Below are 25263 nucleotides of genomic sequence, written 5' to 3' on the forward strand. Positions count from 1 at the left end.
CGCAACTTACCGCTTGCCGCAAAAGCGCATACCAGACCGCGGAGACCGGTTGACTTGGGGGTAGGCCACTCCTAATTCGGCGCTGTGGACCGGGTCACCGGGCCATCCCTCCTCCAAGCATCGTTATTCGCGCGCGACTCTACCCGCCGACCGACGCTCCCCCCAGCATCCAAGCACCCGGACTCCCAATGCATCTCAAGGACCTCAAGAAGAAAGCCCCCGCCGAACTGGTCTCGATGGCCGAGGAGCTCGGCGTGGAGAGCGCTTCGACGCTGCGCAAGCAGGACCTGCTGTTCGGCATCCTCAAGGCAGAGGCCGAGAATGGCGAGCAGATCCTGGGCCTGGGCACGATCGAGGTGCTGCCGGACGGCTTCGGCTTCCTGCGCAGCCCCGAGGCGAACTATCTCGCCGGCCCCGACGACATCTATGTCTCGCCCAACCAGGTCCGCAAGTTCGGCCTGCGCACCGGCGACACGGTGGAAGGCGAGATCCGCGCGCCCAAGGATGGCGAGCGCTATTTCGCCCTGGTCCGCCTGGTCTCGGTCAATTTCGACGATCCCGACGCGGTTCGCCACCGGGTCAATTTCGACAACCTCACGCCGCTCTACCCTGAGAGCAAGCTGACGCTCGACCAGCTCGACCCGACCCAGAAGGACAAGTCGGCCCGCGTCATCGACATCGTCTCGCCGCAGGGCAAGGGCCAGCGCACGCTGATCGTTGCGCCGCCGCGCGTCGGCAAGACGGTGATGCTGCAGAACATCGCCAAGGCGATCACCGACAACCATCCCGAAGTCTTCCTGATCGTGCTGCTCATCGACGAGCGCCCGGAAGAAGTGACCGACATGCAGCGCTCGGTGAAGGGCGAGGTGATCTCCTCGACTTTCGACGAGCCGGCCCAGCGCCACGTGCAAGTCTCTGAAATGGTTATCGAAAAGGCCAAGCGCCTGGTCGAGCACAAGAAGGATGTGGTCATCCTGCTCGACTCGATCACCCGTCTCGGCCGCGCCTACAACACCGTGGTGCCGAGCTCGGGCAAGGTGCTGACCGGCGGTGTCGACGCCAACGCCCTGCAGCGCCCGAAGCGCTTCTTCGGCGCGGCGCGCAACATCGAGGAGGGCGGGTCGCTCTCGATCATCGCCACCGCGCTGATCGATACCGGCAGCCGCATGGACGAAGTCATCTTCGAAGAGTTCAAGGGCACCGGTAACTCGGAAATCGTCCTCGATCGCAAGGTGGCGGACAAGCGCATCTTCCCGGCGCTCGACGTCGGCAAGTCGGGCACCCGCAAGGAAGAGCTGCTGGTCGACAAGGCCAAGCTCACCAAGATGTGGGTGCTGCGCCGCATCCTCATGCAGATGGGCACCGTCGACGCGATGGAGTTCCTGCTCGACAAGATGAAGGACTCGAAGACCAACGAGGATTTCTTCGACTCGATGAACCAGTAAGCTGTCCCACGCTCCACGTGGAACAGGACGAAGAGGCCGGGCCCAGCGCCCGGCCTTTTTCGTTTTGATGCTGGACGCGCCCGACGCTTGCATGCCGCTGCAAGCACGTTAGGGCTTGGCCGATGCTCGACATGCTCCTCAGCGCCGCCGCAGCCGGAATCGGCTCTCCTGCCGATATCTGGCAGCATATCCTCGCCGATTTCTCGAACCTGGGCGATCCGTCCGCGCTTGCTGCCTTCGGCTCGGTGCTGATGATCGACCTGGTGCTGGCGGGCGACAATGCGATCGTCGTCGGTGCGCTTGCCGCGGGGCTGCCCGCGGAACAGCGTAAGAAGGTCATCCTGATCGGCATCGGTGCCGCGCTGGTCCTGCGCATCGCTTTCGCGCTGATCGTCAGCTGGTTGATGGGAATCGTCGGCCTGATCTTCGCCGGTGGCCTGCTGCTGCTCTGGGTGAGCTGGAAGTTCTGGCGCGAGATCCGCGAGGGCGGTCCGCACGCCGATGAGGTGGAATCGGGCCTGAAGCCGGCCAGGAGCTTCGCCGGGGCTGCTTGGGCCGTTGCCGTTGCCGACGTCTCGATGAGCCTCGACAACGTCCTGGCGGTCGCCGGCGCGGCCCGCGAGCATCCCGGCATCCTCGTCGTCGGCCTGCTGCTCTCGGTGGCACTGATGGGCATCGCGGCGAACCTGATCGCCAAGCTGATCAACCGCTATCCCTGGATCGCCTATATCGGCCTGATCGTGATCGTCTTCGTAGCGTTCCGCATGATCTATGAAGGCTGGGTGGGCACGCACGAGACGCCGGGGATCACCAGCTTCTTTTGAGGGTCTAATAGCGATGTTCTCGCATTGGCCTTGGACATCGCTGGTAATCTGCGTTGGGGTTGCGGTCGCGTACCGGGCCATTGTGCTGCTTTGTGGCAGCCGGTCGGTTCAAACCGCGCAACCGCTGCCGAAGAAACGCGGGACATTCGAGGCCGATCCATCGGCATTACCGCATGCGACGCTTGCTGCTTTCTGGGCCTATGGCGGAGACTATCCGGTGCCATATCCGGATGCGGAGAAGGTGGTAAGGGATCTGGAACGGCGTCACGGAATCGTACTGCCTGACGACTTCCGGGCCTATCTGCTGACCACAGCGCCGAAGGATGATCAGTGGGATGGCACCGATATGATCTGGTGGTCGCTCTCTCGAGTCCGGAGCATCCCGGAGGAGTATGAGCATTCGCTCAAGAATCCGCTGATCGCCGCAAAGGCGGAGCGCTATCTGTTCTTCGCCGATTATTGCCTATGGTTCTGGGCGTGGGCGATTTGCTGCGAGGCAGGCGAGGACTATGGCAAAGTCGCGATTATCGGGGCTGGAGATCGCTGGGTCGCGGACAGCTTCACCGATTTCGTGAAAGCTTATGTCGGGAATCCGGATTCGGTGAATTGAAGGAGCGATATAGTGGTACCTTCAATGCGCCACCGCCTTCGAAAACAGGTTCATCACCACCACACCGGCGATGATCAGTCCCAGCCCAAGCATTGCCGGCATATCGAGCTTCTGCCCCTGGAAAATCCAGGCGATCACGGTGATCAGCACGATCCCCACGCCGGACCAGATCGCATAGGCGATTCCGGTCGGAATCGTCCGCAGGGTGAGCGACAGGCAGTAAAAGGCAGCCGCATAGGCAACGACCGTGACCAAGCTGGGCACCAATCGGGTGAAGCCTTCGGACTGTTTCATGAAGCTGGTGCCGAGCACTTCGGCGGCAATCGCGATACCCAGGAAGAGATAGTTCATGGCGGACTCCGATGGGTTCGGAGCGGCAAGCCATGCGTCGCTTCGAACCGGGTTCGTTGGACGCCGAGGCTGAGAAGAACCCGCGCGCGGGCGCAGGAGCCACCACCCTGCTGCTCTATTTTCGACGGTTGATATCTAGACGGAAGCGATTCGTCTGTCACGTCGCCGGCGGAGGCGAGAGGTGGCGCGCTCACAGGAACACGCCACCTTCAAAGCAGCTTAGCCGAGGTTCTTCGCAAAGAACTCCGCTGTCCGCCCATCCGCGAGCTTGGCGGCCTCATCCGAGCGACGCTTGCCGAAGGTGTCGGCAAAGCCGTGATCCTCGCCGGCATAGTCGTACAGCGTGACCTTGGGGTGATCGTCCAGGCCGGCATGCATCGCCGCCTGGGCTTCCGGGCTGACGAAGTGATCGGCCTGGGGGATATGCATCAGCACCGGGCGCGAGATGCCGTGCTTCTCGCCGAGCAGATTGTCGATGCCCACGCCATAATAGCCGACGCTCGCGTCGCTGTCGGTCCGGGTCGCGCTCATGAATGCCAGGCGTCCACCCAGGCAGAAACCGACCACGCCGACCTTGCCGCCCTCGCCGAGCTGCGCACGCGCCGCGCGGATCGTTGCCTCGATATCGCGGATGCCGGCATCCTGGTTGAACTTGCCCATCAGCGCGAGCGCCTGCTGGAACTGCTCGGGCACGTCGGGATCGAGCTGGATGCCCGGCTCAAGGCGCCAGAACAGATCGGGCGCGAGGCTGAGATAGCCCTTCGCCGCCCAGTCATCGCACTTTTGGCGGATGCCCGGGTTCACGCCGAAGATCTCCTGGATCACGATCACCGCAGCCTTGGGCGTGCCCTCGGGCCGGGCGACATAGGCCTGGAAGCTGCCGCTGTCGTCGATCGTGTCGATGCTGATCATCTCGCTCACAATAAGGTCCTTCCGGAATAGCGCCGCTCATGATCGAGCAGCCAGGATTTGGTCTTGGGCCCGTCGCCGCCCGAATAATTGCCGAGGCGGCCGCCATCGGCGAGCACGCGGTGGCAGGGGACAAGGATGGGAAAGGGATTGCGCGAGCAGAGCTGGCCGATCGCCCGCGCGCTCGATCCGGTCCGGTGCGCGAGTTCGCCATAGCTCAGCGTCTCGCCGTAACCGATGCCGATCATCGCGGCGCGCAACTCTGTTCCACGTGAAGTCGGCAGGGGTTCGAGCGGCAGGTCAAAGTCATGCCGCGCACCGGCGAACCAGGATTCGAGTTGCTCGAGCGCGCTGCGGACCGCAGTTGCGCCGGCAGGGCAGGGTGATTCCGCGCCACCGATCGTCACCGAAACCAGCATGTCTTCGCCGCCATCCACCCGCACCGGGCCGATGGGCGTTGCGATCACACCATGGTCGCGCGCATACATGCATCCGAACTAGCAGCCGCATCGCGGCGCGCGCAACGGAGATAGCCATGAAGATCAACGTCGAGGTGGATTGCACGCCCGAGGAAGCGCGCCGGGCGATGGGCCTGCCCGATCTGGGGCCGGTGCATGAGCGCTATGTCTCGATGATGGTCGATGCGATCAACAAGCATGGCAGCCCCGAGGCCTTCCAGCAGATGCTGCAGAGCTGGTCGCCGATGGGCGAGGCGGGGATGGGCTTCTGGCGCGCGATGTTCGATGCCGGCACCGGGAGCAAGACCGACAAGTAATGGATACGATCTACGCGGTTTCCAGCGGCGCTCCGCCCGCCGCGATCGCGGTGCTGCGGGTGAGCGGTCCGCATGCGTTCGAAGTGGTGCGGGCGTTTGCCGGCGATCTGCCGAAGCCGCGCCGCGCTGCGGTGCGAGCGCTGCAGGATCCTGCGGATGGCGCGCTGCTCGATCGTGCGATCGTGCTGTGCTTTCCAGGGCCGAACACTGCGACGGGTGAGGACCTGGCCGAATTCCATCTTCATGGTGGCCGCGCCGTGGTCCGCGCGGTTGAAGCGGCGCTGGCTGCCCGACCGGGGCTCCGGTCGGCCGAGCCAGGCGAGTTCACCCGGCGCGCGTTGATCCATGGCCGGATCGACCTGAGCGAGGCGGAAGGGCTGGGCGATCTGCTGATGGCGGAGACCGAGGCCCAGCGCCGATCGGCGATCCGGTCGGCGGAAGGCGCGGTGCGTCGCGCCGTCGAGGGTTGGACGGATCGGTTGCTCGGGCTTGCCGCCCGGGTCGAGGCCGAGCTCGATCATAGCGATGAGGATGATGTCGCCGACGCAGCCCTGCTCCCGGCGATCCGATCGGGCGCGACTTCCCTGGCGGCGGATATCGAAGCGATTGCCGATCGCCCGCCGGTCGAGCGGTTGCGCGACGGCATAAGGGTGGTGCTCGCCGGGCCGCCCAATGCCGGCAAGTCGTCCTTGCTCAATGCGATGGCGGGCCGTGATGCGGCGATCGTCTCGCCGATCTCGGGTACCACGCGCGATCGGATCGAAGCGCCCGTGGTGCGTGGCGGGATCGCCTGGTTGCTGATCGACACTGCCGGCCTGGCGGAGCTGCCCGGCGACGAGATCGAAGCGATCGGCATCGCTCGCGCCCAGGCGGCCCAGGCCGAAGCCGACATCCTGCTGTGGCTCGGCGACGAGATTCCGCCCGCGCACGACCATCTGCTTTGGCTCAATCCCCGCGCCGATCTGCCGGGGCGGGAACGGGAAGCGGGCGAGGCGCGGCTGTCGCTGTCCTCGCGAACGGGCGAGGGCATGGATGCGCTCTGGCAGGCCATGGCGGGGCTTGCGAGCGATCTGCTCCCGCCACCGGACCAGATGGCACTCAATGCGCGTCAACGGGAGCTGTCCCAAGGCGCGGCCGCCGCGCTGCGGGCGATTGAGTGGGAAAATGACCTGCTGCTGATCGCGGAGCATCTTCGTTCCGCCATGCGCGCCTTCGACGCGATCACGGGCCGGGCAGGGGTGGAGGCGATGCTCGATGCGCTGTTCGGGCGTTTCTGCATAGGTAAATAGATGTTCCACGTGGAACGCTTTTGACGCGGCGCGTGCGATTCTGTAGCGCGCGGGCAATGGATTTCGACGTCATCGTCATTGGCGGCGGGCACGCCGGCACCGAAGCGGCTGCCGCCTCGGCCCGCCGCGGCGCGCGCACCGCCCTGCTCAGCTTCGACCTGTCCAAGCTCGGGGCGATGTCGTGCAACCCCGCGATCGGCGGCTTGGGCAAGGGTCATCTGGTCCGCGAAGTCGATGCGTTCGACGGGCTGATGGGCCGCGCGACCGATGCCGCCGGCATCCATTATCGGATGCTCAACCGGTCCAAGGGCACCGCCGTCCAGGGTCCACGTGTCCAGGCGGATCGCGTCCGCTATGCCGCCGCGATCCAGAAGATGCTCGCCGAGCAGCCCAATCTGCATCTCGTCGCGGGCGAGGCCGAAGCGCTGGAACTGGCGAGTGGTGCCGTCGCCGGCGTCCGCCTGGCCGATGGCAGCCTGCTCGAATGCAGTGCCGTGGTCCTTGCCACCGGCACCTTTCTCGGCGGCCGCATTTTCCGCGGCGAGGAGCGTGAGACCGGCGGCCGGGTAGGCGAGGGCTCCGCCATCCGCCTGGCCGGGCAGCTCCGCGAACTGGACCTGCCGATGGCGCGTCTCAAGACCGGCACCCCGCCGCGTCTCGACGGCCGTACGATCGACTGGGCGCGGATCGAGGAGCAGTCCTCCGACGGTGATCCCTGGACGATGTCGCCGCTCACCCCGGCGCGCGTGCTGCCCCAGCTCCATTGCGGCGTCACTCGCACCACCCACGTCACCCATGATGCGATCCGTGCGGGCCTCGATCGCTCACCGCTGTTCACCGGTGCGATCGATGCACAGGGCCCGCGCTATTGCCCTTCGATCGAGGACAAGATCCACCGCTTCGGTGATCGTGACGGCCACCAGATCTTCCTCGAGCCCGAGGGGCTCGACACCCACCTGATCTACCCGAACGGCATGTCGACTTCGCTGCCGGTCGATATCCAGGTGGCGATGGTCAATTCGATCCCCGGGCTCGAGCGTACCGCAATCGTCACGCCCGGCTATGCGGTCGAGTATGACCATATCGATCCGCGCGCGCTCGATGCCACGCTGGGGCTTCCCGCGATTCCGGGCGTCTGGTGCGCCGGGCAGATCAACGGCACCACCGGCTATGAGGAGGCAGCGGGGCAGGGCCTTGTCGCGGGCCTCAACGCTGCCGCCTATGCCCGCGATCTCGCGCCGCTGGTCCTTGATCGTGCGACTTCCTATCTCGGCGTGATGGTCGACGACCTGGTGTTGCAGGGCGTTACCGAGCCCTATCGCATGCTCACCGCCCGCGCCGAGTTCCGCCTTCGCCTGCGCGCCGACAATGCCGGCACCCGGCTCGGTCCGATCGCGGCGGGGCTGGGCTGCCTTGGGCCCCAGCGTCTCGCCTGGCTGGAGGCGCGGGCAGGGGGCAGGGCAGCGCTCGACCAGGTCTTTGCCGCCGAACGTACCGCCAGCGCGCTGGCAGCCCGGGGCGCCTCGGTCGCCCAAGATGGTGCCAAGCGCCCCGCGCGCGAATGGCTGCGCTTCCCCGGCATCGAGCTGCACCATCTCGATGTCCATCCGGATGCCGATCCCGATCTGCTCGCCGAATATGTCGAGGATGCCCGCTACGCGCCCTATCTCGAGCGGCAGGAAGCCGAAGTCGCCCAGCTCCGCGCCAATGACGCAGTGAAGCTTCCCGCGACGATGGACTTCGCCGCAATCGCCGGGCTCTCCAACGAAATGATCGAGAAGCTCACCGCGTCGCGTCCCGAGACGATCGGCGCAGCGGCGCGCATCCGCGGCATCACCCCGGCGGCACTCTCTGCCATCCTCCTTCACGCGAAACGGCGCGCCGCATGACCGAAGACGAAGCACGCGAGTGGATCCGTGCACATTTCAATGTTTCACGTGAAACGCAGCTACAGCGCTTCGGCGAGATTCTGCGCGAGGAGTCGGCGCGGCAGAACCTGATCTCGGCCGCATCGTTCGACGAGCTCTGGACCCGCCACTTCGTCGATTCCGCCCAGTTGATCCCGCTGGCGGGGGAAGCCGGGGAGGGCGCATGGGTCGATGTTGGCACGGGTGCCGGCATGCCCGGGCTGGTGGTCGCGATCCTGATCGATCGTCCGGTGGTGATGGTCGAGCCGCGCATCCGCCGGGTCGAGTTTCTCCGCGCCGCTGCCGACCAGCTCGGCATCGCCGATCGCGCTACCGTGGTTCACGGCAAGATCGAGAGCTACCAGCCCAAGCAGAAAGCGGCGATCGTTTCGGCTCGCGCCGTCGCCGCATTGCCCGATTTGTTCAAGACCACGGCGCATTGCACCGACTCTCCCACAATATGGTTGCTCCCAAAGGGCCGAAGCGTGCAATCGGAGGTGGAAGCGGCGCGCGCGAAATGGCAGGGTGCGTTTCACGTGGAACCCAGCATCACGTCGCCGGAATCGGGGATCGTGGTCGCGCGAAAGGTACGCCCCAAATGATCTGCATCGCTATCGCCAATCAGAAGGGCGGGGTGGGTAAGACCACCACGGCGATCAATGTCGGCACCGCGCTTGCGGCGACCGGCCAGCGCGTCCTGCTGATCGATCTCGATCCGCAGGGCAATGCCTCGACCGGCCTCGGCATCAGCCGGGCCGAGCGCGAGCATTCCTCCTATGACCTGCTCGTCACCGATGTCGACCTGGTCGATGTCGCGACGCCGACCAAGGTCCCCGGGCTTGATATCGTGCCGGCGACGCAGGACCTGTCGGGCGCCGAGATCGAACTGATTGAATTCGACGCGCGCACCCACCGGCTCGACAGCGCGATCGCGCGCCACCATGCCCAGCGCTGGGACGTGATCCTGATCGATTGCCCGCCGTCGCTCGGCCTGCTGACGATCAACGCGATGGTCGCCGCGCACGCGCTGCTCGTGCCGCTCCAGTGCGAGTTCTTCGCGCTCGAAGGGCTCAGCCAGCTGCTCAGCACGGTCGAGCGCATCCGCAGCCGCTTCAATCCCGGCCTGTCGATCCTCGGCGTGGTGCTCACCATGTATGATCGCCGCAATCGCCTGACCGACCAGGTTTCCGACGATGTCCGCGCGGTGCTCGGCCGCGTGGTGTTCGACACCGTCATCCCGCGCAACGTGCGTCTCTCCGAAGCACCGAGCCATGGCCTGCCGGCGCTGATCTACGATCATCGCTGCCCGGGCTCCGAAGCCTATATCGCGCTCGCACGTGAAGTGATCGATCGCCTGCCCAAGCTCAAGAAAGCCGCATGAACGACGCCACCCGCAAGCCTCGCCCCGGTCTCGGCCGCGGCCTCTCGTCGCTGCTGGGCGACGCCGTTCCCGAAGCACCGGTCTCCGGCACGCCCGATATCGCCTCGGGCCTGCGCATGCTCCCGGTCAGCTCGCTGGTGCCGCACCCGGACCAGCCGCGCCGCCATTTCGACGAGGAAGCGCTGGAGGAGCTGGCCCAGTCGCTCAAGCTGCGCGGGCTGATCCAGCCGATCGTTGTCCGCCCGACCGGCCATAACTACCAGATCGTCGCCGGCGAGCGCCGCTGGCGCGCGGCGCAGCGCGCGCGGCTCCACGAAGTCCCGGTCATCGTCCGCGACTTCAACGAAGCCGAGACGATGGAAATCGCGCTGGTCGAGAATATCCAGCGCCAGGACCTCAATGCGATCGAAGAGGCGGAGGCCTATGCCCGGCTGATCCGCGAGTTCGGCCATAGCCAGGAAGCGCTCGGCAAGCTCGTCCACAAGTCGCGCAGCCATATCGCCAATTTGCTCCGCCTGCTCGACCTGCCCGAGGGCGTACGCAACATGGTCGTGGTCGGCGAGCTCGACATGGGCCATGCCCGTGCGCTGATCGGCGCGCCCGAGGCGGAAAAGCTCGCCCGCGAAGTCGCGAGCAAGGGGCTTTCGGTGCGCGAGACCGAGAAGCTCGCCCGCCACGCCAAGCCGAACAGCAAGCGCAAGCCCGAGCCGAAGATTCGCGACGCCGATATCTCGGCGCTCGAGCACCAGCTGGGCGATGTGCTGGGCCTCAACGTCCGCATCGCGCACGGCGCCAAGGGCGGCACGCTGACGCTCTCCTATTCGACGCTCGATCAGCTCGACATGGTTTGCCAGCGGCTGAGCGGCGAGCGGATTTAGGTCGCTCATTCTTCAGAAGGGCAGGCTCTCATGACCAAGGAGCAACTTGTCGAGCAAATGAAGCTCGAAGGGCTTCGCACGGATATGCTCTGCAGGAACTCTGCGATACCGTCAGAGTGCTTCGTAGTCCGCCGGAATGGAGCAGTCTGGGAGACTTTCTACGCCGAACGCGGCCTTGAGACCGGGCTGCGGGCCTTTCCCACGGAGGACGCAGCTTGCCGAGCCTTACTCGTAGAGCTGCGGGCTAACGCTGCAGCATCAGGCCTCTAGGTACGCTTTATCCCTTCGCCCGCGCCGCCTGGCGCGCGATCGTCACCGCCTCGGCTTCGGCCAGAACCTCGCCGGCGCTGCCCGAATGCATCATCGCCCGTTCGGCTGCGCGCACCCGGTCGATCGCGCGAATCAACTGCGCGCCGTTCCAGCGACGCAGGGCACGGCCGGTAGCGGCTTTCTCTCGGAAGAAAACGCGATGCTTTTCAAGCACTTCGTCCATATCGCCGCCGCGATCCAGGTCGATCCGCATCTCGGCCATCGCCTGTAGCCGCCGGGCGAGCTGGCGCATCAGCGGCACGCCGATGCCTTCGCCCAGCCGAGCCAGCTCGAATCCAACATCGCCAACCCGGCCATCGACCACGGCGGTGATCGCATCGCTCAGGTCCGAATCCCCCAGGTCCGCGCCGATCGCGTCCAAAGCGGCGCTGTCGGCGTCCCTGGGGCGATCTGGAGCCGCATCGAGGAAAAGGGCCAGCTTCTCGATCTCGCGCGCCAGGATGGCCCTGTCGCCGCCCGTAGCGGCTGCCAGGCGCTGGGGCACGTCACCCATCAGCCGCAGGCCATGCTCGCGCGCGACATTGGAGGCGAGGCGGGTCGCATCCACGCCCTCGGGCACATAGCAGGCATGGGCATAGGCGTTCTGCGCGGCGATTACCGATTTCACCAGCTTGCCGCTCGCCTTCAGTCCCGGGCCGATCGCCACGACGGGGTTGCCGGCCTTCTCGGCGCTCAGCAGCAGGCCGATCGCTTCGGCAGCACCTTCCTCGACGCCGAGCACGCGGACATAACGGGTGCCGCCGAACAGCGAGAGCGATGCCGCTTCGTCGGCCAGCCGGCCCGGCTGCTCGCGCAGCGCCTTCATGTCGAGGTCGATGCGTTCCGCCTCGGGTCCCAACGTCTTGCCGAGCTTGGCCGCCAGGTCGGCGGCGCCCGCTTCATCGGGGCCGTGGAACAGATAGAGCCGCGTATCGGGGTTGAGCTTCTCGATCGCGGCGCGGATCTGCGTCGCGTTGGCCTTCACTGGCCGCCCGCCCCGGGCGCGGTCTGCGCATAGCGGGCGACGCGCGCGACGATCTGGTCGGCGACGATGCCCGAAAGCCGCTCGAGCGCGCTCTTCTCGGCCGCGATCGTGGCATATTCGCTGCCAACCACGTCGATACCGGCATCGGAGCCGGCAGTGGCGTCGAGCACGACATTGCCGTTGCTCAGGTCGATCAGCTGGTAGCGGGCGCGCAGCGTGCGGCGCTCGCGCGCCACTGAATCGTCGCGCTTCACGCCCAGGCCGGAGATCTGGTCGTCCAGCTTCACTTCCAGCCGGAAGCGGGCCGGGGCGTCGTTATGATCGAGCCGGTCCTTGAGCGCATTGGCGACCAGCCAGCCCGACTGGCCCTGGATCGGCGCGACTTCGACCGCGGAAAGCGTGGAGCGCACCGCGCCGTCCGGCCCGCCGCCATAGAGCGGACGCAGGCCACAGCCCGAGAGCGAGCCGGAAAGCGCCAAGGCGCCGGCGACGAGGAGCGCTACATGCTTCATGCGACGATGTTCACCAGACGATCGGGCACCACGATCACCTTCTTCGGTTGCTTGCCTTCGAGCGATCGAACGATCTTGTCGCTGGCAAGTGCCGCGGCCTCGACGATATCCTTGGCCGCGCCCTTGGGCATTAGCAGCGTATCGCGCAGCTTGCCATTCACCTGGACGGCGATGGTGACCTCGTCGTCGACGAGCAGCGCGCTGTCCACGGCGGGCCATTCGGCGTCGGCGATCAGCCCGCTTTGGCCCATATCGGCCCAGGCCTGCTCGGCGATATGCGGCACCATCGGCGCGACGACGCGGGCGAGCGTACGGATCGCGTTGGTTCTGGACGCGGAAGGTTGCGTCTTCTCGATCGCGCCGACCAGTTCGTAGAGCTTGGCGACCGACTTGTTGAAGGTCAGCGCCTCGATATCCTCGGCCACGCCGGCGATCGTGCGGTGCAGGCGTTTGTCGAGATCGCGATCCTCGCCGGTGCCAGCTTCGCCGTCCGCAACGCTATGGAACAGCCTCCAGAGGCGGTTCACGAAGCGCCAAGCGCCCTCGATGCCGTTCTCGCTCCACTCCAGGTCGCGCTCGGGCGGGCTGTCGGAGAGCATGAACCAGCGCACCGCGTCGGCGCCATACTGGTCGACGATCGGCTCGGGATCGACGGTGTTCTTCTTCGACTTGGACATCTTCTCGATGCGGCCGATCTCGATCGGCTCGCCCGAGGCGAGTTCCACCGCGCCGGCGCTGTCCTTGCGGATCTCCTGGGGGGAGAGCCAGCGGCCGTCGAGGCTCTTGTAGGTCTCGTGCGTCACCATGCCCTGGGTGAACAGGCCCTGGAACGGCTCGGCCACGTCGAGCTTGCCGATATGGCGCAGCGCGCGGGTGAAGAAGCGTGCATAGAGCAGGTGCAGGATCGCATGCTCGACGCCGCCGATATACTGGCCCACCGGCAGCCACTGCTCGGCCACGGCCTTGTCGAACGGCTTGTCCGTGGGCTGGCTGGCGAAGCGGATGAAATACCACGAGGAATCGACGAAGGTGTCGAGCGTGTCGGTCTCGCGACGCGCGGGCGATCCGCACTTCGGGCAATCGACATGCTTCCAGCTCGGGTGCCGGTCGAGCGGGTTGCCGGGCACGTCGAAGCTGACGTCCTCGGGCAGCACCACCGGCAGCTGGTCGCGCGGCACCGGCTGGGCGCCGCAGCTCTCGCAATGGATGATCGGGATCGGCGTGCCCCAATAGCGCTGGCGGCTGACGCCCCAGTCGCGCAGGCGCCACACCGTCTGGCCCTTGCCCCAGCCGCCTTCCTCGGCGCGCTGGATGACGGCGCGCTTGGCGTCGGCCACGTCCATCCCGTCGAGGAAGTGCGAGTTCACCAGCGTACCCGGGCCGGTATAGGCCTCGGCATCGTGGAATTCGGGCGCGGTCTTGTCGCCTTCGGAGACGACACGCCGGATCGGAAGCGAATATTTGCTCGCGAATTCGAAGTCGCGCTGGTCGTGCGCGGGCACGCCGAACACCGCGCCGGTGCCATAGTCCATCAGCACGAAATTGGCGATGTAGACCGGGACTTGCCAAGCGTTATCAAAGGGATGCGTCGCGGTGAGGCCGGTGTCGAAGCCCAGCTTCTCCTGCGTCTCCAGCTCGGCCGCGGTGGTGCCGCCCTGCTTGCACAGCTCGATGAACGCGCCAACTTCCGGGTTCGAAGCGGACAGTTTCTGCGCGATCGGATGATCCGCCGCCACCGCGATGAAGCTCGCGCCGAAGATCGTGTCCGGCCGGGTCGTGTAGACTTCGAGAGCTTCGCCGTCCGAAAGGCTCCAGTTGAACTGCAGGCCCTCGGACTTGCCGATCCAGTTCTCCTGCATCAGCTTGACCTTGTCGGGCCAGTGCTCAAGGCCCTGGACGCCGGTCAGCAGGTCGTCGGCGAACTCGGTGATCTTGAGGAACCACTGGCTCAGCTTGCGCCGCTCGACCAGCGCGCCGGAGCGCCAGCCGCGTCCGTCGATCACCTGCTCGTTGGCGAGCACGGTCATGTCGACCGGGTCCCAGTTGACTGCAGATTCCTTGCGGTAGACCAGGCCATTCTCGAAGAAATCGAGGAAGATAGCCTGTTCGTGGCCGTAATAGTCGGGCTCGCAGGTGGCGAGCTCGCGGGTCCAGTCGAGCGCGAAGCCCAGGCGCTTCAGCTGCGCCTTCATCGTCGCGATATTGGCGCGGGTCCAGCTGCCGGGATGGACCTTCTTCTCCATCGCGGCATTCTCGGCCGGCATGCCGAACGCGTCCCAGCCCATCGGGTGGAGCACTTCCATGCCCTTCATCCGCCGGAAGCGCGCGAGCACGTCGCCCATCGTGTAGTTGCGGACATGCCCCATATGGATGCGCCCCGAGGGATAGGGGAACATCTCGAGGACGAAGCTCTTGGGCTTGGGCGAATCGTCACGCGCGGCGAAAGTGCGGTTCTCTTCCCACACCTTCTGCCACGCGGCGTCCGCCTTCAACGGGTTGAAGCGAGACAAAGTCAGTTCCTGCAATCTTCTCGCGGCTCCGGCCTGCTTCGCCGGGCGGAGGAGCAGGCTGGAACCGACACTAGGGGATTAGTCGTTGGTCACCGCAGCGCGGCGAAGGTCGCGGGCGCGGGTGAGGATGATGTCCTCGAGCTTCTGCACCGTCGCGGCCTGCACGGGTGCTGCGACCCAGGCGCCGTTGCGATTGACTTCGCGCAGGGCGGCGACACGCAGCGCATCGGCGCGCAGATCCTGGTCGAGGATCGTCACGGTCACCTTCATGCGCTCGGTCTGCACGTTCGGGTTCACATACCAGTCGGTGACGATGACGCCGCCGTTGGAGTCCGTCTGCAGCAGCGGCATGAAGCTCAGCGTGTCGAGGCTGGCGCGCCACAGATAGGAGTTCACGCCGATCGTGGTGATCTTCGACGCCGCGAGATCCGCCTCGGGGCGCTTGTTGTGACCGCCGCACGCGGTGATCGAAAGAGCAAGCGACCCCAGGATCGCGGTGCGCAACAGGCGGTTCATCGTCACATTCCTAGCAGGCGAGAAAAGTCGGGGAGCATCTATAGTGGCGCATGTGGCGGGAGCAAGGCGGGAAGCCATGCCCCGATTCGCACGATTGAAACACTTCTCGTTAATGGGCCCGCAAGCAGATTCTGTGGGTCTGATGCAACACCGTCACGAAATTTGTGCCACCGGTGGAACCTCGCTTCGGAATCATGGTAGTCGGACCTATCTAGGGAATCATGACGATGCGAGTCGGACGGATCAGGACGGGAATTGCACTGGGAGCGCTTGGCGCTGCCGGTCTCCTGCTTGCGCCATCGATTCAGGCCCAGACCAGCAAGGCCGAGCGCGTTGCGGCGGCCAAGCGCGCGGCGCTGCCGGCGCGCGGCGGCATGGGCATCTTCACCCCTGCAGCGGCGGATCCCAAGCTCGCCGCCGTGCTCGCCCGTTCGGGCCTGCCCGAAGGCAGCTTCCGTTTCACCCCGGCCGAATCGCGCGGCAATGCCCGCGGCGTGACGGTCGCGGTCCGTGCCAGCTCGAGCCGCGCGCTGCGCAACCGCGACGTGACGCGGGACGTCGCCGCGGCGGCCATCCCGGTCAGCCTGGCTCCGATCTCGTACAATCTCGGCGTCTCGGTTGGCTGGAAGCGTCTCGCCGTTTCGGGTGACGTCACCCGCGTCGAGCTGGTCGACCAGCCGGGCAGCCGCGAGCGCGCCGATATCGGTGTCAGCTACACCGGCAAGCGCCTGAGCGGCCGCGTCACCGCGACCTCGGATCGTCCGCTGACCAACACCCCGGTGCTGATCGGCGACAAGCCGAGCTACTCGATCGATGTCGGCGGCAGCTATTCGCTGACCCGCAACCTCGATGTCACCGCTGGTGTGCGCTATCGCAGCGAGGAAGATCGCCTGCCCAAGCTCAACGAGAGCCGCCGCGAGAGCCAGGCGGTCTATGTGGGCACCGCCTTCCGCTTCTGACGGCGCCGTCGTCATCCCGACGAAAGTCGGGATCTCAGGCAGCTAGTCCTTCGCCTTTGTCCACGCGTCGATTGCCGCCCATCCATATATCCCGAACGGCCTGAGGCTCGCTGCCTTGCGCGTGTCCATGCCGCCCAGCGCGATCACCGGCACGTCGAGCCCGCGCACGAGCATCCCGAAGCGGCTTCGCCCGAGCGCGCGCGCGCCGGGATGCGAGCGGGTAGGGAAGGCGGGCGAGATAAACAGTGCCTCGGCGCCCGCCCGCAATGCCGCGATCGCCTCGCGACGGGTATGCGCCGGTGCGGTACGGATTCCCCGGCCCGGTGCGGCATGGCTACCGGCTTCGCCGCGCATCGGTTCGATTCCGGCTCGGACCAGCACCAGGCCCCGCCGTTGCGCGACCTTCCGCACCCGGGCAAACAGCGCCCGGCGTTCGGCTACCGGCAGACTGTAGTGCCGGAACACCACGCCCGATTCCCGCGGCAGCCGCTCCAGTGCCTCCCACAGCGCATCGCCCATGCGCTCGTCGGTCATCAGCCAAAGGCGCGGGAGGGGGTGGCGGCGGCGCATTGCCCTGCCTATAGCGCGCTTCATGCCGATAGACGAAGCCAGCCAGCGCCTTGCCGATGTGCGCGCCCGGATCGCGCGTTCCGCCAAGATCGCCGGCCGCAAGCCCGACAGCATCACGCTGATCGCCATCTCCAAGACGCAGGAAGCCGAGGCGATCGCGCCGCTGATCGCTGCCGGCCAGCGCGTGTTCGGCGAGAACCGCGTCCAGGAAGCCGAGGCCAAATGGCCGAAGTTGCGCGAGACGACTCCCGATATCGCCCTCCACCTGGTCGGCCAGCTCCAGTCGAACAAGGCCGAGGATGCGGTTGCGCTGTTCGATGCGATCCATTCGGTCGACCGCCCCTCGCTGGTGGGGGCGCTCGCCAAGGCGATGGACAAGGCCGGCAAGCGCCCCGCCTGCTTCCTTCAGGTCAATATCGGCGACGAGGAGCAGAAGGGCGGCTGCCCGGTGCTCGAGCTGCCGGCGCTGCTCAAGGAAGCGCAGGCGGCGGACCTGCCGGTCCAGGGGCTGATGTGCGTGCCGCCGCTTGAGCTGGAGCCGGCGCCCTATTTCGCGCTGCTTGCCAAGATCGCCCGCGATCACGGGCTCGAGGGCCTGTCGATGGGCATGTCGGGCGATTTCGAAACCGCCGTGACGATCGGCGCAACCCATGTCCGCGTCGGTACCGCGCTGTTCGGCGCCCGCGCATGAAGTACGACGCCATATTGTTCGACTTCGACGGCGTGCTGCTGGAGAGCGAAGCGGCCGGCAACCGCCAGATCGCCGCCTATCTCACCAGCATCGGCCACCCGACCTCGCCCGAGGATTCGATGGCGAACTTCATGGGCCTGGCCGGTGCCGATTTCCTGGGTGCGATCGAGAACTGGATCGGCCGGGCAATCCCCGACGACTTCCACGCCGTGCGGGCAGAGGAAGATGCGCGCGTGCTCGAAGAGGGGCTTCCTGCCGTGGCCGGGGCTATCCGCTTCGTCGAGGAACTGCCCAGGTCGCTGCCCCGCGCGATCGCCTCGTCCAGCCGGACCGAATGGATCGACCGGCATCTGCGCCATCTCGGCATCCGCGATTGCTTCGGCGACCATATCTATAGCGGCCGCGAGCATGTGACGCGCGGCAAGCCGGCGCCGGACCTCTATCTCCATGCCGCCGCGGCGATCGGCGTGCCGATCGAGCGCTGCGTGATCCTCGAGGATTCGCCGGTGGGGGTTACCGGCGCCGTCGCCTCGGGTGCCGACGTCATCGGCCTGTGCGCCGGCTCGCACTGCGCTCCCGACCATGCCGAGCGCCTCCGCGCGCTGGGCGTGAAGCTGATCGCCCATGATTTCGACGAAGTGGCGCGGCTGGTCGCCTGACTCTTCCTTCTTCGTCATCCCCGCGAGGGCGGGGATCCAGAGTCACGAAGGACATCGCCGCCTCCGCGGGACAACGGGAGGGGCCTAGAAGCCTCGAGCTTCCCTCGCGAGCAGATACTCCCGCAACGCCATGGCGTCACTCAGTGCATTGTGCGGCCGTCGGCTCAGCGCCGCGCTGTCGAAGCCGAAGGCGTCGCACAGCTCGAAGCGGATGCGGTCGATCGGATAGCGGTGCCCCGGCGCGACGATCAGCAGTTGGGCGGCATGGGCGATGTCCTCGGGCCAGTCGGCGACCAGCACCGGATCGGGATCATTGCCCAGATAGGTGGCAAAGCCATGCCCCATCGCCGCGCGGCTGATCGGCGCCACATCGAGCGCCGGCAGGATATGCTCCGCCACCCAGGGCGTCGGATCGGGGCAGGGGAGCGCCGCATAGAAGGGCGCACCGCCATCCTCCGGCACCAGCGCCAGCGAGATCAGCGGCCCGCCGAACCCGTTGAACTCGGTGTCGAGGAAATACCTCAGAGCTGGTGCCCCGTCCGGTCGCGCTTGGTGGCGAGATAGCGTTCGTTGTGCGGGTTGGGCGGCAGGAAATGGGGGACGCGCTCGGTCACCGTCACGCCTGCGGCTTCGAGTGCCGCTACCTTGTCGGGATTGTTGGTGAGCAGCCGGATACGGTGCTGGCCGAGCAGCGACAGCATCTTCGCCGCCGTGGCGAAGTTGCGCGCGTCCACCGCGAAGCCCAGCCGGGTGTTGGCGTCGACCGTGTCGAAGCCCTGGTCCTGCAGCGCATAGGCGCGCAGCTTGTTGATCAGCCCGATCCCGCGTCCTTCCTGGCGGAGATAGAGCAATATGCCCCAGCCGCTTTCCCGGATCGCCCGGATCGCCGCCTGAAGCTGCGGCCCGCAATCGCATTTGAGCGAGCCCAGCACGTCGCCGGTCAGGCATTCGCTGTGCAGGCGAACAAGCGGCGGATTGCCGTTGGGTTCGCCGATCAGCAGCGCGACATGCTCGCCGGGCATCTCGTCGGTGCGGAACGCGACGATCTCGCTGTCCTCGGCGTCGAGCACAGGGAGGCGCGCGCGGGCGACGATGCGCAGGCGATCGGCATCCTCATGCGCGTCGATATCGGCGGCGGTGATCGTCTCCTCGCCGGCAGCCTTGCGGACGAAGAAGGCCGGCAGCAGCCCCGCCACCCGGGCGAGGCGCAACGCGGCGGCCGAAAGCTCGGGCTCGGCCAGTGGGATCGCCCGGAACGGCCCCTTGAGCGGCGTGGCGAGATCGAATTGCGGATCGGCGAGCGCGGTCGCGGTGTCGAAGTCGAGCCAGGGTGCGCGCTGGACCAGCACCGGCGCATCGGGTGTCGCGGCATCGCGCTGGTTGGCGAGCTTGAGCGTTGCCGCGCGCCCGGCGGAGAGCAGCAGATCGGCCTCGCCGCCCGCGTCGAACGCCGCCAGTCGCGGCGCGTCGGCGGTCTCCACCGCAAGCAGCGCGAGGTCGCCGATCGCGATCGGCCAACCCCGGCGCAGCGCGTCGACCGCGCGGGCGGCGTCATGCGCGCTCAAAAGTCGAACTCCGTGATGATCGGCACATGGTCCGAAGGCTTGAGCCAGGAGCGGCAGGGCTCGCACACCTTGTGGCTGGTCGCCTTCGCGGCGACGTCGGGGCTCGCCCACATATGGTCGAGCCGGCGCCCGCGGTCCGATGCGGCCCAGTCCTTCGCGCGGTAGCTCCACCAGCTGTAATAGCGCGCCGGGGCAGGCACGAAGTGGCGGCCGAGATCGACCCAGTCGTTCGCCGCCTGCAGCCGGCCCAGCGTCTCGACTTCGATCGGGGTGTGGCTGACCACGTCGAGGAGCTGCTTGTGGCTCCACACGTCGCTTTCCAGCGGCGCGACGTTGAAGTCGCCGGTCAGGATAGAGGGAACGCTCAGGTCCTTGGACCAGGCGATCATCCGCTCGAGGAAGTCGAGCTTCTGGCCGAACTTGGGGTTCAGCTCGCGGTTCGGGATGTCGCCGCCGGCGGGCACATAGACATTCTCGAGCCGCACGCCGCCCGGCAGCCGCACGCCGACATGGCGCGCCTCGCCATTGGCCTGCCAGTCGAACCGGTCGTCCTCGACCACCGGCACCCTGGCGATGATCGCCACGCCGTGGTGCATGCGCTGGCCGTGCTTGATGATGTGGTCATAGCCGAGCGCGCGGAAGGCGCCTTCGGGGAAGTCGCCGTCGATGACCTTGGTTTCCTGCAGGCAGAGCACGTCGGGCGCTTCCTCGCGCAGGAACTGCTCGACGATCTCGATGCGGAAGCGGACGGAGTTGATGTTCCAGGAGGCGATCTTCATCGCGCCGGATTTAGGGAGTGTTTCGGCTCCGCACCAGTGGGGAGCGCCAGACAAGGAAAGGCCCTCGTCCCGGGGGCAATGGAACGAGGGCCGACCTAGCGTTCGTCACGCAGGCGGGAAGTGGAAATCCCGGGTAACAGGGGGAAAATCCCGGGTACGCCCCACATCCGCAAGACTGGTTCTAGGGCAGGCAACCTGTCGCCAGCATGAACGATGTTCAGCTTCAGCGCGGGCCCTGGCGCCGCGGGTCGTTCCAGCGGAACGTTCCGTCGCTCACATTGGTGTTGAACTGCTGGTTCGACAGCCGGATCGAGGTCCGGTTGTTCTGCGAATCCAGCGCCACCCAGCCCTGGAGCATCAGCCCGGCCGGGGCCGAGGCGTTCTTCTGGAAGATCAAGGTGATCCGGCCATATTCGGGATGCTTTGCATCATAGACCTCGACCGAGACGACCTGGTCGCTGCCGGTCGGGATCACCTTGGCGAAGCTGGCGATGTCCTTCTTCGGGTTGAGCAGCACGGCAAGCGGCGAGTTGCCGATCGGCCAGCGCTCGACCTGGCGGACCTGGTAGTCGATGAAATAGAGGCTGCGCCCGTCCGCGACGATCAGCTGGGGCACGCCCTTCTGATACTGGAAACGGATCTTGCCCGGGCGCTTGAGCGTCATCGTGCCGGTCAGCGTGCGGCCGTTGCGATCGGTCTGCGCGAAGCCGGCGACCATCGAGTTCACCGCCTGGAGATGCTGCTGCACCTGGGCGAGTTCATTGGCCGGGGCGGGCGCCGCGGCCGAGACCAGCGCCGGCGCCGAAAGGGCGAGGCTGAGGACTAGGGGCCGTGCAAACACGTGTCGTTTCTCCAAATTGCGGGGAAATGCCCTGGAAGGCGGGGCTTGAATGTCCCCTGAACCCCCAGGCCCTGCGATTCGATCCCGTTACAATTGCCGGCCGTCGGTATCCATCAGCACTTCGCGGCGGCCGACATGGTCGGGGCGCGAGACCAGCTCGTCCTTCTCCATCCGCTCGATCAGCCGCGCGGCGGAGTTGTAGCCCACGCGCAGCTGGCGCTGCAGCCACGAGGTCGATGCCTTCTGGCTCTCCGCCACCAACTGGATCGCGCGGCGATAGAGCTGGTCCTCGGGCGAATCGTCACCCTCGGGCGCGCCGTCCAGGCTGAACCCGCCATCCTCGGGCTCCTCGGTGACCGCCGAGATATAGTCCGGCGTCCCCTGCGAGCGCCAGAAATCGGCCACGCCCTGCACCTCGTCGTCGCTGACGAAGGGCCCGTGCACGCGCACCAGCTGCTTGCCGCCCGGCATGTAGAGCATGTCGCCCTTGCCCAGCAGCTGCTCCGCGCCCTGCTCGCCCAGGATGGTGCGCGAATCGATCTTGCTGGCGACGTAGAAGGAGAGGCGGGTCGGCAGGTTCGCCTTGATCACGCCGGTGATGACGTCGACCGAGGGGCGCTGCGTCGCCATGATCAGGTGGATGCCCGCCGCGCGCGCCTTCTGCGCGAGCCGCTGGATCAGGAACTCCACTTCCTTGCCCGCGGTCATCATCAGGTCGGCGAGCTCGTCGACGATCACCACGATCTGCGGCAGCGGCTGCAGATCGAGCGCTTCCTCCTCGTACATCGGCTTGCCGGTGTCGGGGTCATAGCCCACCTGCACCTTGCGCCCGAGCTTCTGGCCCTTCGCCTTGGCCTGGCGCACCTTGTCGTTGAACGAAGCGAGGCTGCGGACATTGGCGTGCGCCATCATCCGGTAGCGATCCTCCATCTGCTCCACCGCCCATTTGAGCGCGCGCACGGCCTTGGCCGGCTCGGTCACCACATCGGCGAGCAGGTGGGGAATGTCCTTGTACATGCTCAGCTCGAGCATCTTCGGATCGATCATGATCATCCGGCACTGCTCGGGCGTCAGCCGGTAGAGCAGCGACAGGATCATGCAGTTCAAGCCCACCGACTTGCCCGAGCCGGTGGTACCCGCAACGAGCAGGTGGGGCATCGGCGCCAGGTCGGCGATCACCGCGTCGCCGGCGATGTTCTTGCCCAGCACCAGCGGCAGCGTCGCGCCCTGGTCCTCGAAGCTCTGGCTGCCGATCAGCTCGTGCAGGTTGACCGATTCGCGCACCGCATTGGGCAGCTCGATGCCGATCACGCTGCGCCCGGGGATCGTCGCGATGCGCGCCGAGGTGGCGGACATGTTGCGTGCCACGTCGTCGGCGAGCTGGATCACGCGGCTCGCCTTGATGCCCGCGGCCGGCTCGAACTCGTACATGGTGACGACCGGACCCGGCCGCACCTCGACGATCTGGCCCTTCACGTTGAAATCGTCGAGCACGCTCTCGAGCAGCCGGGCGTTGCGCTCCAGCGCCGCCTTGTCGATTCCCGCATTCTTGTTGACTGGCGGTGCCTTGAGCAGGTCGATCGAGGGCAGCTGGTAGCTGTCCTTGAAGTCGAGGCTGGTCTGGGTCGGCGGCTTGGTCCGCGCCGGCGAGGGCGTGACGTTGCGGTCGGCGATCACCGGGCCCGGGCGATTGTCGGGCACCACGGTCTTGCGCGGTTCGCGGCCGTCGCGGATCTTCGGCTCGGCGAATTCGCGCTCGTCGAACACTTCCTTCTGCGGCGCGCCGAGCAAGGGCGCCTTGGCCGGGCCCTTCAGGTTCGGGATGCTCGGCAGGATCACCCGCTCGGGCAGCGAGAAGTCGAGGCTACGCCACCAGATGAACAGGCCGATCAGCCCGCAGACCAGCCCGAGCCCGCGCGCCGACCACCAGCTGATCGCCGGATCGCCGGTGAAGCCGATCAGCCAGTTGAAGAAGCTGGCGATGCTCAGGCCGACCACGCCGCCCCAGCCGCCGGTAAGCGACAACAGCGCATCGCTGGAGAAAAAGGCGAGGGCGGTGGCGATGAACACCACGCCGATCGCGACGCCGCGTGTCATCGGCCCCCAATTGCCGACGGGTCGGTCCTTGAGCAGCCGCATCGCGACGATCAGCCCCACCGGGAGGAACAGCCACACCGCGGGGCCGAGCAGCGCATAGAGCAGATCGGCGATCCACGCGCCGGGATCGCCCATCCAATTGCGCGCGGGCCCTGCCGCGGCAGTGTTCATCGACGGATCGGTCGGGTGATAGCTGCCCAGCGCCACGCCGAGCGCCAGCACGCCCAGGAACAGGGCGGCTCCGCCGATAACCGCGCCGCTGCGGCGCGCGCCGGCCTTCATGGTTTCGCGCCAAAGCGGCGCTTGTGCCCGGGACGCCATGCCCAGCCTCCAGATTTTCAGGGGTGCGAGCCGGTTAATCGCGCGAGCGGACTCCGCCGTCAAGCGTTCCCGCCACGTTCCGCCGCATTGTAAGAGGCGGCGCGCCAATTCCCCTCCCTGCAAGGGAGGGGTTAGGGGTGGGTTAGAAAAGGGCGGGCTCGATGCCCGACCTTTTCTCTTCTCGCCGGCGGACTGGCTGCGCTCGCTTCGCTCGCCACCCACCCCCGGCCCCTCCCTTGCAGGGAGGGGAGCAGGAAGGGCGCATCGGGGATGACGCGAACGAAACCACGCGCTACGGCACGCCAATGGATCGCGCAGATGTCCTCATTCTCGGTGGCGGGCTGGTCGGCTCGGCGCTGGCCACCGCGCTCGATGCGCATGGCATTTCCTCGATCGTGGTCGATCCGGCTGATCCGGAGCAGATCCTCGCCGCCCGGCATGACGGCCGCGCCTCGGCGATCGCCAGCGCGCCGATGCGCATGTTCGAAGCGATCGGCGTGGCGGAGCGGCTGGCGGGGAAGGGCTGCCCGATCCAGGGCATCCGCGTTTCGGACGGGCTGGAGCCCGGCAAGCTCGATTTCGCCCCCGGCGAAGGTGACGGCGCGCTCGGCCACATGTTCGAGAACCGCATCCTGCGCACTGCACTCTATGAAGCCGCGGTCGCCGCGCCCCTCGCCGATGTGCGGATGCAGACCCGGGCGCTTCACGTGGAACGTGGCGAATTCGGCGTCACCGCGACGCTCAGCGACGGCAAGCAGGTCTCCGCCCAGCTGCTGATCGGTGCCGAGGGCCGCAACTCGCCCACCCGCCAGGCCGCCGGGCTCAACACCGCGCGCTGGAGCTATGACCATGCCGCGATGGTCGCCACGCTCGGCCACGAGCACAGCCATGAGAATATCGCCTTCGAGATCTTCTATCCCGAGGGTCCCTTCGCGATCCTGCCTTTGCTCGACGACGAGAACGGCCATCGCTCGGCGGTGGTCTGGACGGTCAATGCCCGCGACGCTGCCGGCATGATGAAGATCTCCGAGCGCGCCTATCTGGCCGAGGCGGAGAAGCGGATGGGCGGTTTCCTGGGCAAGCTCGGTCCGCTCACCGCGCGCTTCAGCCACCCGCTCGGCTTCCACCACGCCGCCTGGATCACCAGCGACCGCCTGGCGCTGGTCGGCGATGCCGCGCACGGCATCCATCCGATCGCGGGGCAGGGCGTCAATGTCGGCTTCCGCGATGTCGCCACGCTGGTCGAGGTGCTGGTGGATGGCAAAAGGCTCGGGCTCGACATGGGCGATCCCCAGCTGCTCGCGCGCTACCAGCGCTGGCGCGGGCTCGACACCTTCATGGTCGCCGCTGCCACCGACGGGCTGACCCGCCTGTTCGGCATCCCCGGCAGGACCGCGAGCGCGGTTCGTCGCTTCGGCCTTTCCGCGGTCGACCGGCTGCCACCATTGAAGCACTGGTTCATGGCCGAGGCGCGCGGCGAAAGCGGCGATGTGCCGAAGCTGCTGCGGGGGATTCCGGCTTAGCCTGCTGAACCTGCTCCCCGGCGAAGGCCGGGGCCCAGTTGCAATGTCGTTCGAGAG

General features: G+C 66.8%; 26 protein-coding genes. 13 read left to right on the forward strand and 13 right to left on the reverse strand.

Annotation, left to right across the window (positions count from 1 at the left end):
* The first annotated feature begins 188 nt into the window (after nt 1-188).
* The 3 genes from rho (at nt 189) to HNP52_RS05090 (ending at nt 2879) form a co-directional block, all read left to right on the forward strand.
* Nucleotides 189-1445, forward strand: a complete 1257-nt coding sequence (gene rho / locus HNP52_RS05080) for a transcription termination factor Rho (RefSeq protein ID WP_184163328.1) — start codon at nt 189-191, stop codon at nt 1443-1445.
* 122 nt (nt 1446-1567) lie between these two features.
* Entirely contained in the window at nt 1568-2269 is a 702-nt protein-coding gene (locus tag HNP52_RS05085) for a TerC family protein (RefSeq protein WP_184163331.1), read from the forward strand.
* 13 nt (nt 2270-2282) lie between these two features.
* On the forward strand, nt 2283-2879 hold the full coding sequence (locus HNP52_RS05090) for an SMI1/KNR4 family protein (protein ID WP_184163333.1): 597 nt from the start codon (nt 2283-2285) through the stop codon (nt 2877-2879).
* 21 nt (nt 2880-2900) lie between these two features.
* On the opposite strand, the gene HNP52_RS05095 is transcribed toward HNP52_RS05090, so the two are convergent.
* From HNP52_RS05095 to HNP52_RS05105, 3 genes are all read right to left on the reverse strand, one after another.
* Nucleotides 2901-3230, reverse strand: a complete 330-nt coding sequence (locus tag HNP52_RS05095) for an SMR family transporter (RefSeq protein WP_184163336.1) — start codon at nt 3228-3230, stop codon at nt 2901-2903.
* Between the two features lie 219 nt (nt 3231-3449).
* Nucleotides 3450-4151, reverse strand: a complete 702-nt coding sequence (locus tag HNP52_RS05100) for a dienelactone hydrolase family protein (RefSeq protein ID WP_409372598.1) — start codon at nt 4149-4151, stop codon at nt 3450-3452.
* Nucleotides 4148-4627, reverse strand: coding sequence for a methylated-DNA--[protein]-cysteine S-methyltransferase (locus tag HNP52_RS05105; protein ID WP_184163339.1), 480 nt, complete (start codon nt 4625-4627; stop codon nt 4148-4150). The genes HNP52_RS05100 and HNP52_RS05105 overlap by 4 nt, the downstream gene beginning before the upstream one ends.
* Nucleotides 4628-4674: 47 nt before the next feature.
* Here HNP52_RS05105 and HNP52_RS05110 point away from each other — a divergent pair, with 47 nt between their 5' ends.
* The 6 genes from HNP52_RS05110 to HNP52_RS05135 are packed head-to-tail and all read left to right on the forward strand — an operon-like array spanning nt 4675 to nt 10369.
* Nucleotides 4675-4914, forward strand: coding sequence for a DUF6489 family protein (locus HNP52_RS05110; protein ID WP_184163342.1), 240 nt, complete (start codon nt 4675-4677; stop codon nt 4912-4914).
* Nucleotides 4914-6203, forward strand: a complete 1290-nt coding sequence (gene mnmE / locus HNP52_RS05115; RefSeq protein ID WP_184163345.1) for a tRNA uridine-5-carboxymethylaminomethyl(34) synthesis GTPase MnmE — start codon at nt 4914-4916, stop codon at nt 6201-6203. Before HNP52_RS05110 ends, mnmE begins: the two co-directional genes overlap by 1 nt.
* A 56-nt stretch (nt 6204-6259) precedes the next feature.
* Complete coding sequence (mnmG, locus tag HNP52_RS05120) at nt 6260-8092, forward strand: tRNA uridine-5-carboxymethylaminomethyl(34) synthesis enzyme MnmG (RefSeq protein ID WP_184163348.1); 1833 nt, start codon at nt 6260-6262, stop codon at nt 8090-8092.
* A complete protein-coding gene (gene rsmG / locus HNP52_RS05125) occupies nt 8089-8712 on the forward strand; it encodes a 16S rRNA (guanine(527)-N(7))-methyltransferase RsmG (RefSeq protein ID WP_184163351.1) in 624 nt (207 codons plus the stop codon). The genes mnmG and rsmG overlap by 4 nt, the downstream gene beginning before the upstream one ends.
* On the forward strand, nt 8709-9491 hold the full coding sequence (locus HNP52_RS05130) for a ParA family protein (protein WP_184163354.1): 783 nt from the start codon (nt 8709-8711) through the stop codon (nt 9489-9491). Before rsmG ends, HNP52_RS05130 begins: the two co-directional genes overlap by 4 nt.
* Nucleotides 9488-10369: a ParB/RepB/Spo0J family partition protein gene (locus HNP52_RS05135; RefSeq protein WP_184163358.1), complete on the forward strand. Its 882-nt coding sequence runs from the start codon at nt 9488-9490 to the stop codon at nt 10367-10369. Before HNP52_RS05130 ends, HNP52_RS05135 begins: the two co-directional genes overlap by 4 nt.
* Nucleotides 10370-10646: 277 nt before the next feature.
* On the opposite strand, the gene holA is transcribed toward HNP52_RS05135, so the two are convergent.
* The 4 genes from holA to HNP52_RS05155 form a co-directional block, all read right to left on the reverse strand.
* Entirely contained in the window at nt 10647-11663 is a 1017-nt protein-coding gene (gene holA, locus HNP52_RS05140; RefSeq protein ID WP_184163360.1) for a DNA polymerase III subunit delta, read from the reverse strand.
* On the reverse strand, nt 11660-12175 hold the full coding sequence (lptE, locus tag HNP52_RS05145; protein WP_184163363.1) for an LPS assembly lipoprotein LptE: 516 nt from the start codon (nt 12173-12175) through the stop codon (nt 11660-11662). Before lptE ends, holA begins: the two co-directional genes overlap by 4 nt.
* On the reverse strand, nt 12172-14685 hold the full coding sequence (gene leuS / locus HNP52_RS05150; RefSeq protein WP_184163366.1) for a leucine--tRNA ligase: 2514 nt from the start codon (nt 14683-14685) through the stop codon (nt 12172-12174). The genes lptE and leuS overlap by 4 nt, the downstream gene beginning before the upstream one ends.
* A 78-nt stretch (nt 14686-14763) precedes the next feature.
* Entirely contained in the window at nt 14764-15201 is a 438-nt protein-coding gene (locus tag HNP52_RS05155) for a DUF3576 domain-containing protein (protein WP_184163369.1), read from the reverse strand.
* 221 nt (nt 15202-15422) lie between these two features.
* Here HNP52_RS05155 and HNP52_RS05160 point away from each other — a divergent pair, with 221 nt between their 5' ends.
* Nucleotides 15423-16160, forward strand: coding sequence for a hypothetical protein (locus tag HNP52_RS05160; RefSeq protein ID WP_184163372.1), 738 nt, complete (start codon nt 15423-15425; stop codon nt 16158-16160).
* 42 nt (nt 16161-16202) lie between these two features.
* Here the strand turns inward: HNP52_RS05160 and HNP52_RS05165 are convergent, their stop codons facing one another.
* Nucleotides 16203-16694 carry a thiamine phosphate synthase gene (locus HNP52_RS05165; protein ID WP_260395916.1) on the reverse strand — a complete coding sequence of 164 codons (492 nt, stop codon included), beginning with the start codon at nt 16692-16694 and terminating at the stop codon, nt 16203-16205.
* Between the two features lie 58 nt (nt 16695-16752).
* Between HNP52_RS05165 and HNP52_RS05170 the strand changes: the two genes are divergently transcribed.
* Together HNP52_RS05170 and HNP52_RS05175 are read left to right on the forward strand one after the other, a co-directional pair.
* Entirely contained in the window at nt 16753-17421 is a 669-nt protein-coding gene (locus HNP52_RS05170; protein WP_184163378.1) for a YggS family pyridoxal phosphate-dependent enzyme, read from the forward strand.
* Nucleotides 17418-18080 (forward strand): HAD family phosphatase, encoded by a 663-nt coding sequence (locus HNP52_RS05175; protein ID WP_184163381.1) that lies wholly within the window; start codon nt 17418-17420, stop codon nt 18078-18080. Before HNP52_RS05170 ends, HNP52_RS05175 begins: the two co-directional genes overlap by 4 nt.
* Before the next feature lie 84 nt (nt 18081-18164).
* On the opposite strand, the gene HNP52_RS05180 is transcribed toward HNP52_RS05175, so the two are convergent.
* From HNP52_RS05180 to HNP52_RS05200, 5 genes are all read right to left on the reverse strand, one after another.
* Nucleotides 18165-18542 carry a hypothetical protein gene (locus tag HNP52_RS05180; RefSeq protein WP_311768405.1) on the reverse strand — a complete coding sequence of 126 codons (378 nt, stop codon included), beginning with the start codon at nt 18540-18542 and terminating at the stop codon, nt 18165-18167.
* 59 nt (nt 18543-18601) lie between these two features.
* Nucleotides 18602-19645 carry a GTP cyclohydrolase II gene (gene ribA / locus HNP52_RS05185; protein ID WP_184163384.1) on the reverse strand — a complete coding sequence of 348 codons (1044 nt, stop codon included), beginning with the start codon at nt 19643-19645 and terminating at the stop codon, nt 18602-18604.
* Entirely contained in the window at nt 19642-20424 is a 783-nt protein-coding gene (locus tag HNP52_RS05190; protein ID WP_184163387.1) for an exodeoxyribonuclease III, read from the reverse strand. The genes ribA and HNP52_RS05190 overlap by 4 nt, the downstream gene beginning before the upstream one ends.
* 223 nt (nt 20425-20647) lie before the next feature.
* Nucleotides 20648-21265: an outer membrane lipoprotein carrier protein LolA gene (locus HNP52_RS05195; protein ID WP_184163390.1), complete on the reverse strand. Its 618-nt coding sequence runs from the start codon at nt 21263-21265 to the stop codon at nt 20648-20650.
* Nucleotides 21266-21352: 87 nt separating this feature from the next.
* The gene (locus tag HNP52_RS05200) at nt 21353-23683 is read right to left on the reverse strand and encodes a DNA translocase FtsK (RefSeq protein ID WP_184163394.1); all 2331 of its coding nucleotides are present in this window, start codon (nt 23681-23683) and stop codon (nt 21353-21355) included.
* 305 nt (nt 23684-23988) lie between these two features.
* Between HNP52_RS05200 and HNP52_RS05205 the strand changes: the two genes are divergently transcribed.
* Entirely contained in the window at nt 23989-25206 is a 1218-nt protein-coding gene (locus HNP52_RS05205) for a UbiH/UbiF/VisC/COQ6 family ubiquinone biosynthesis hydroxylase (protein WP_184163396.1), read from the forward strand.
* The last annotated feature ends 57 nt before the right edge of the window (nt 25207-25263 follow it).

Source organism: Sphingomonas kyeonggiensis (assembly GCF_014204495.1).
Taxonomy (GTDB): Bacteria; Pseudomonadota; Alphaproteobacteria; order Sphingomonadales; family Sphingomonadaceae; genus Sphingomonas; species Sphingomonas kyeonggiensis_A.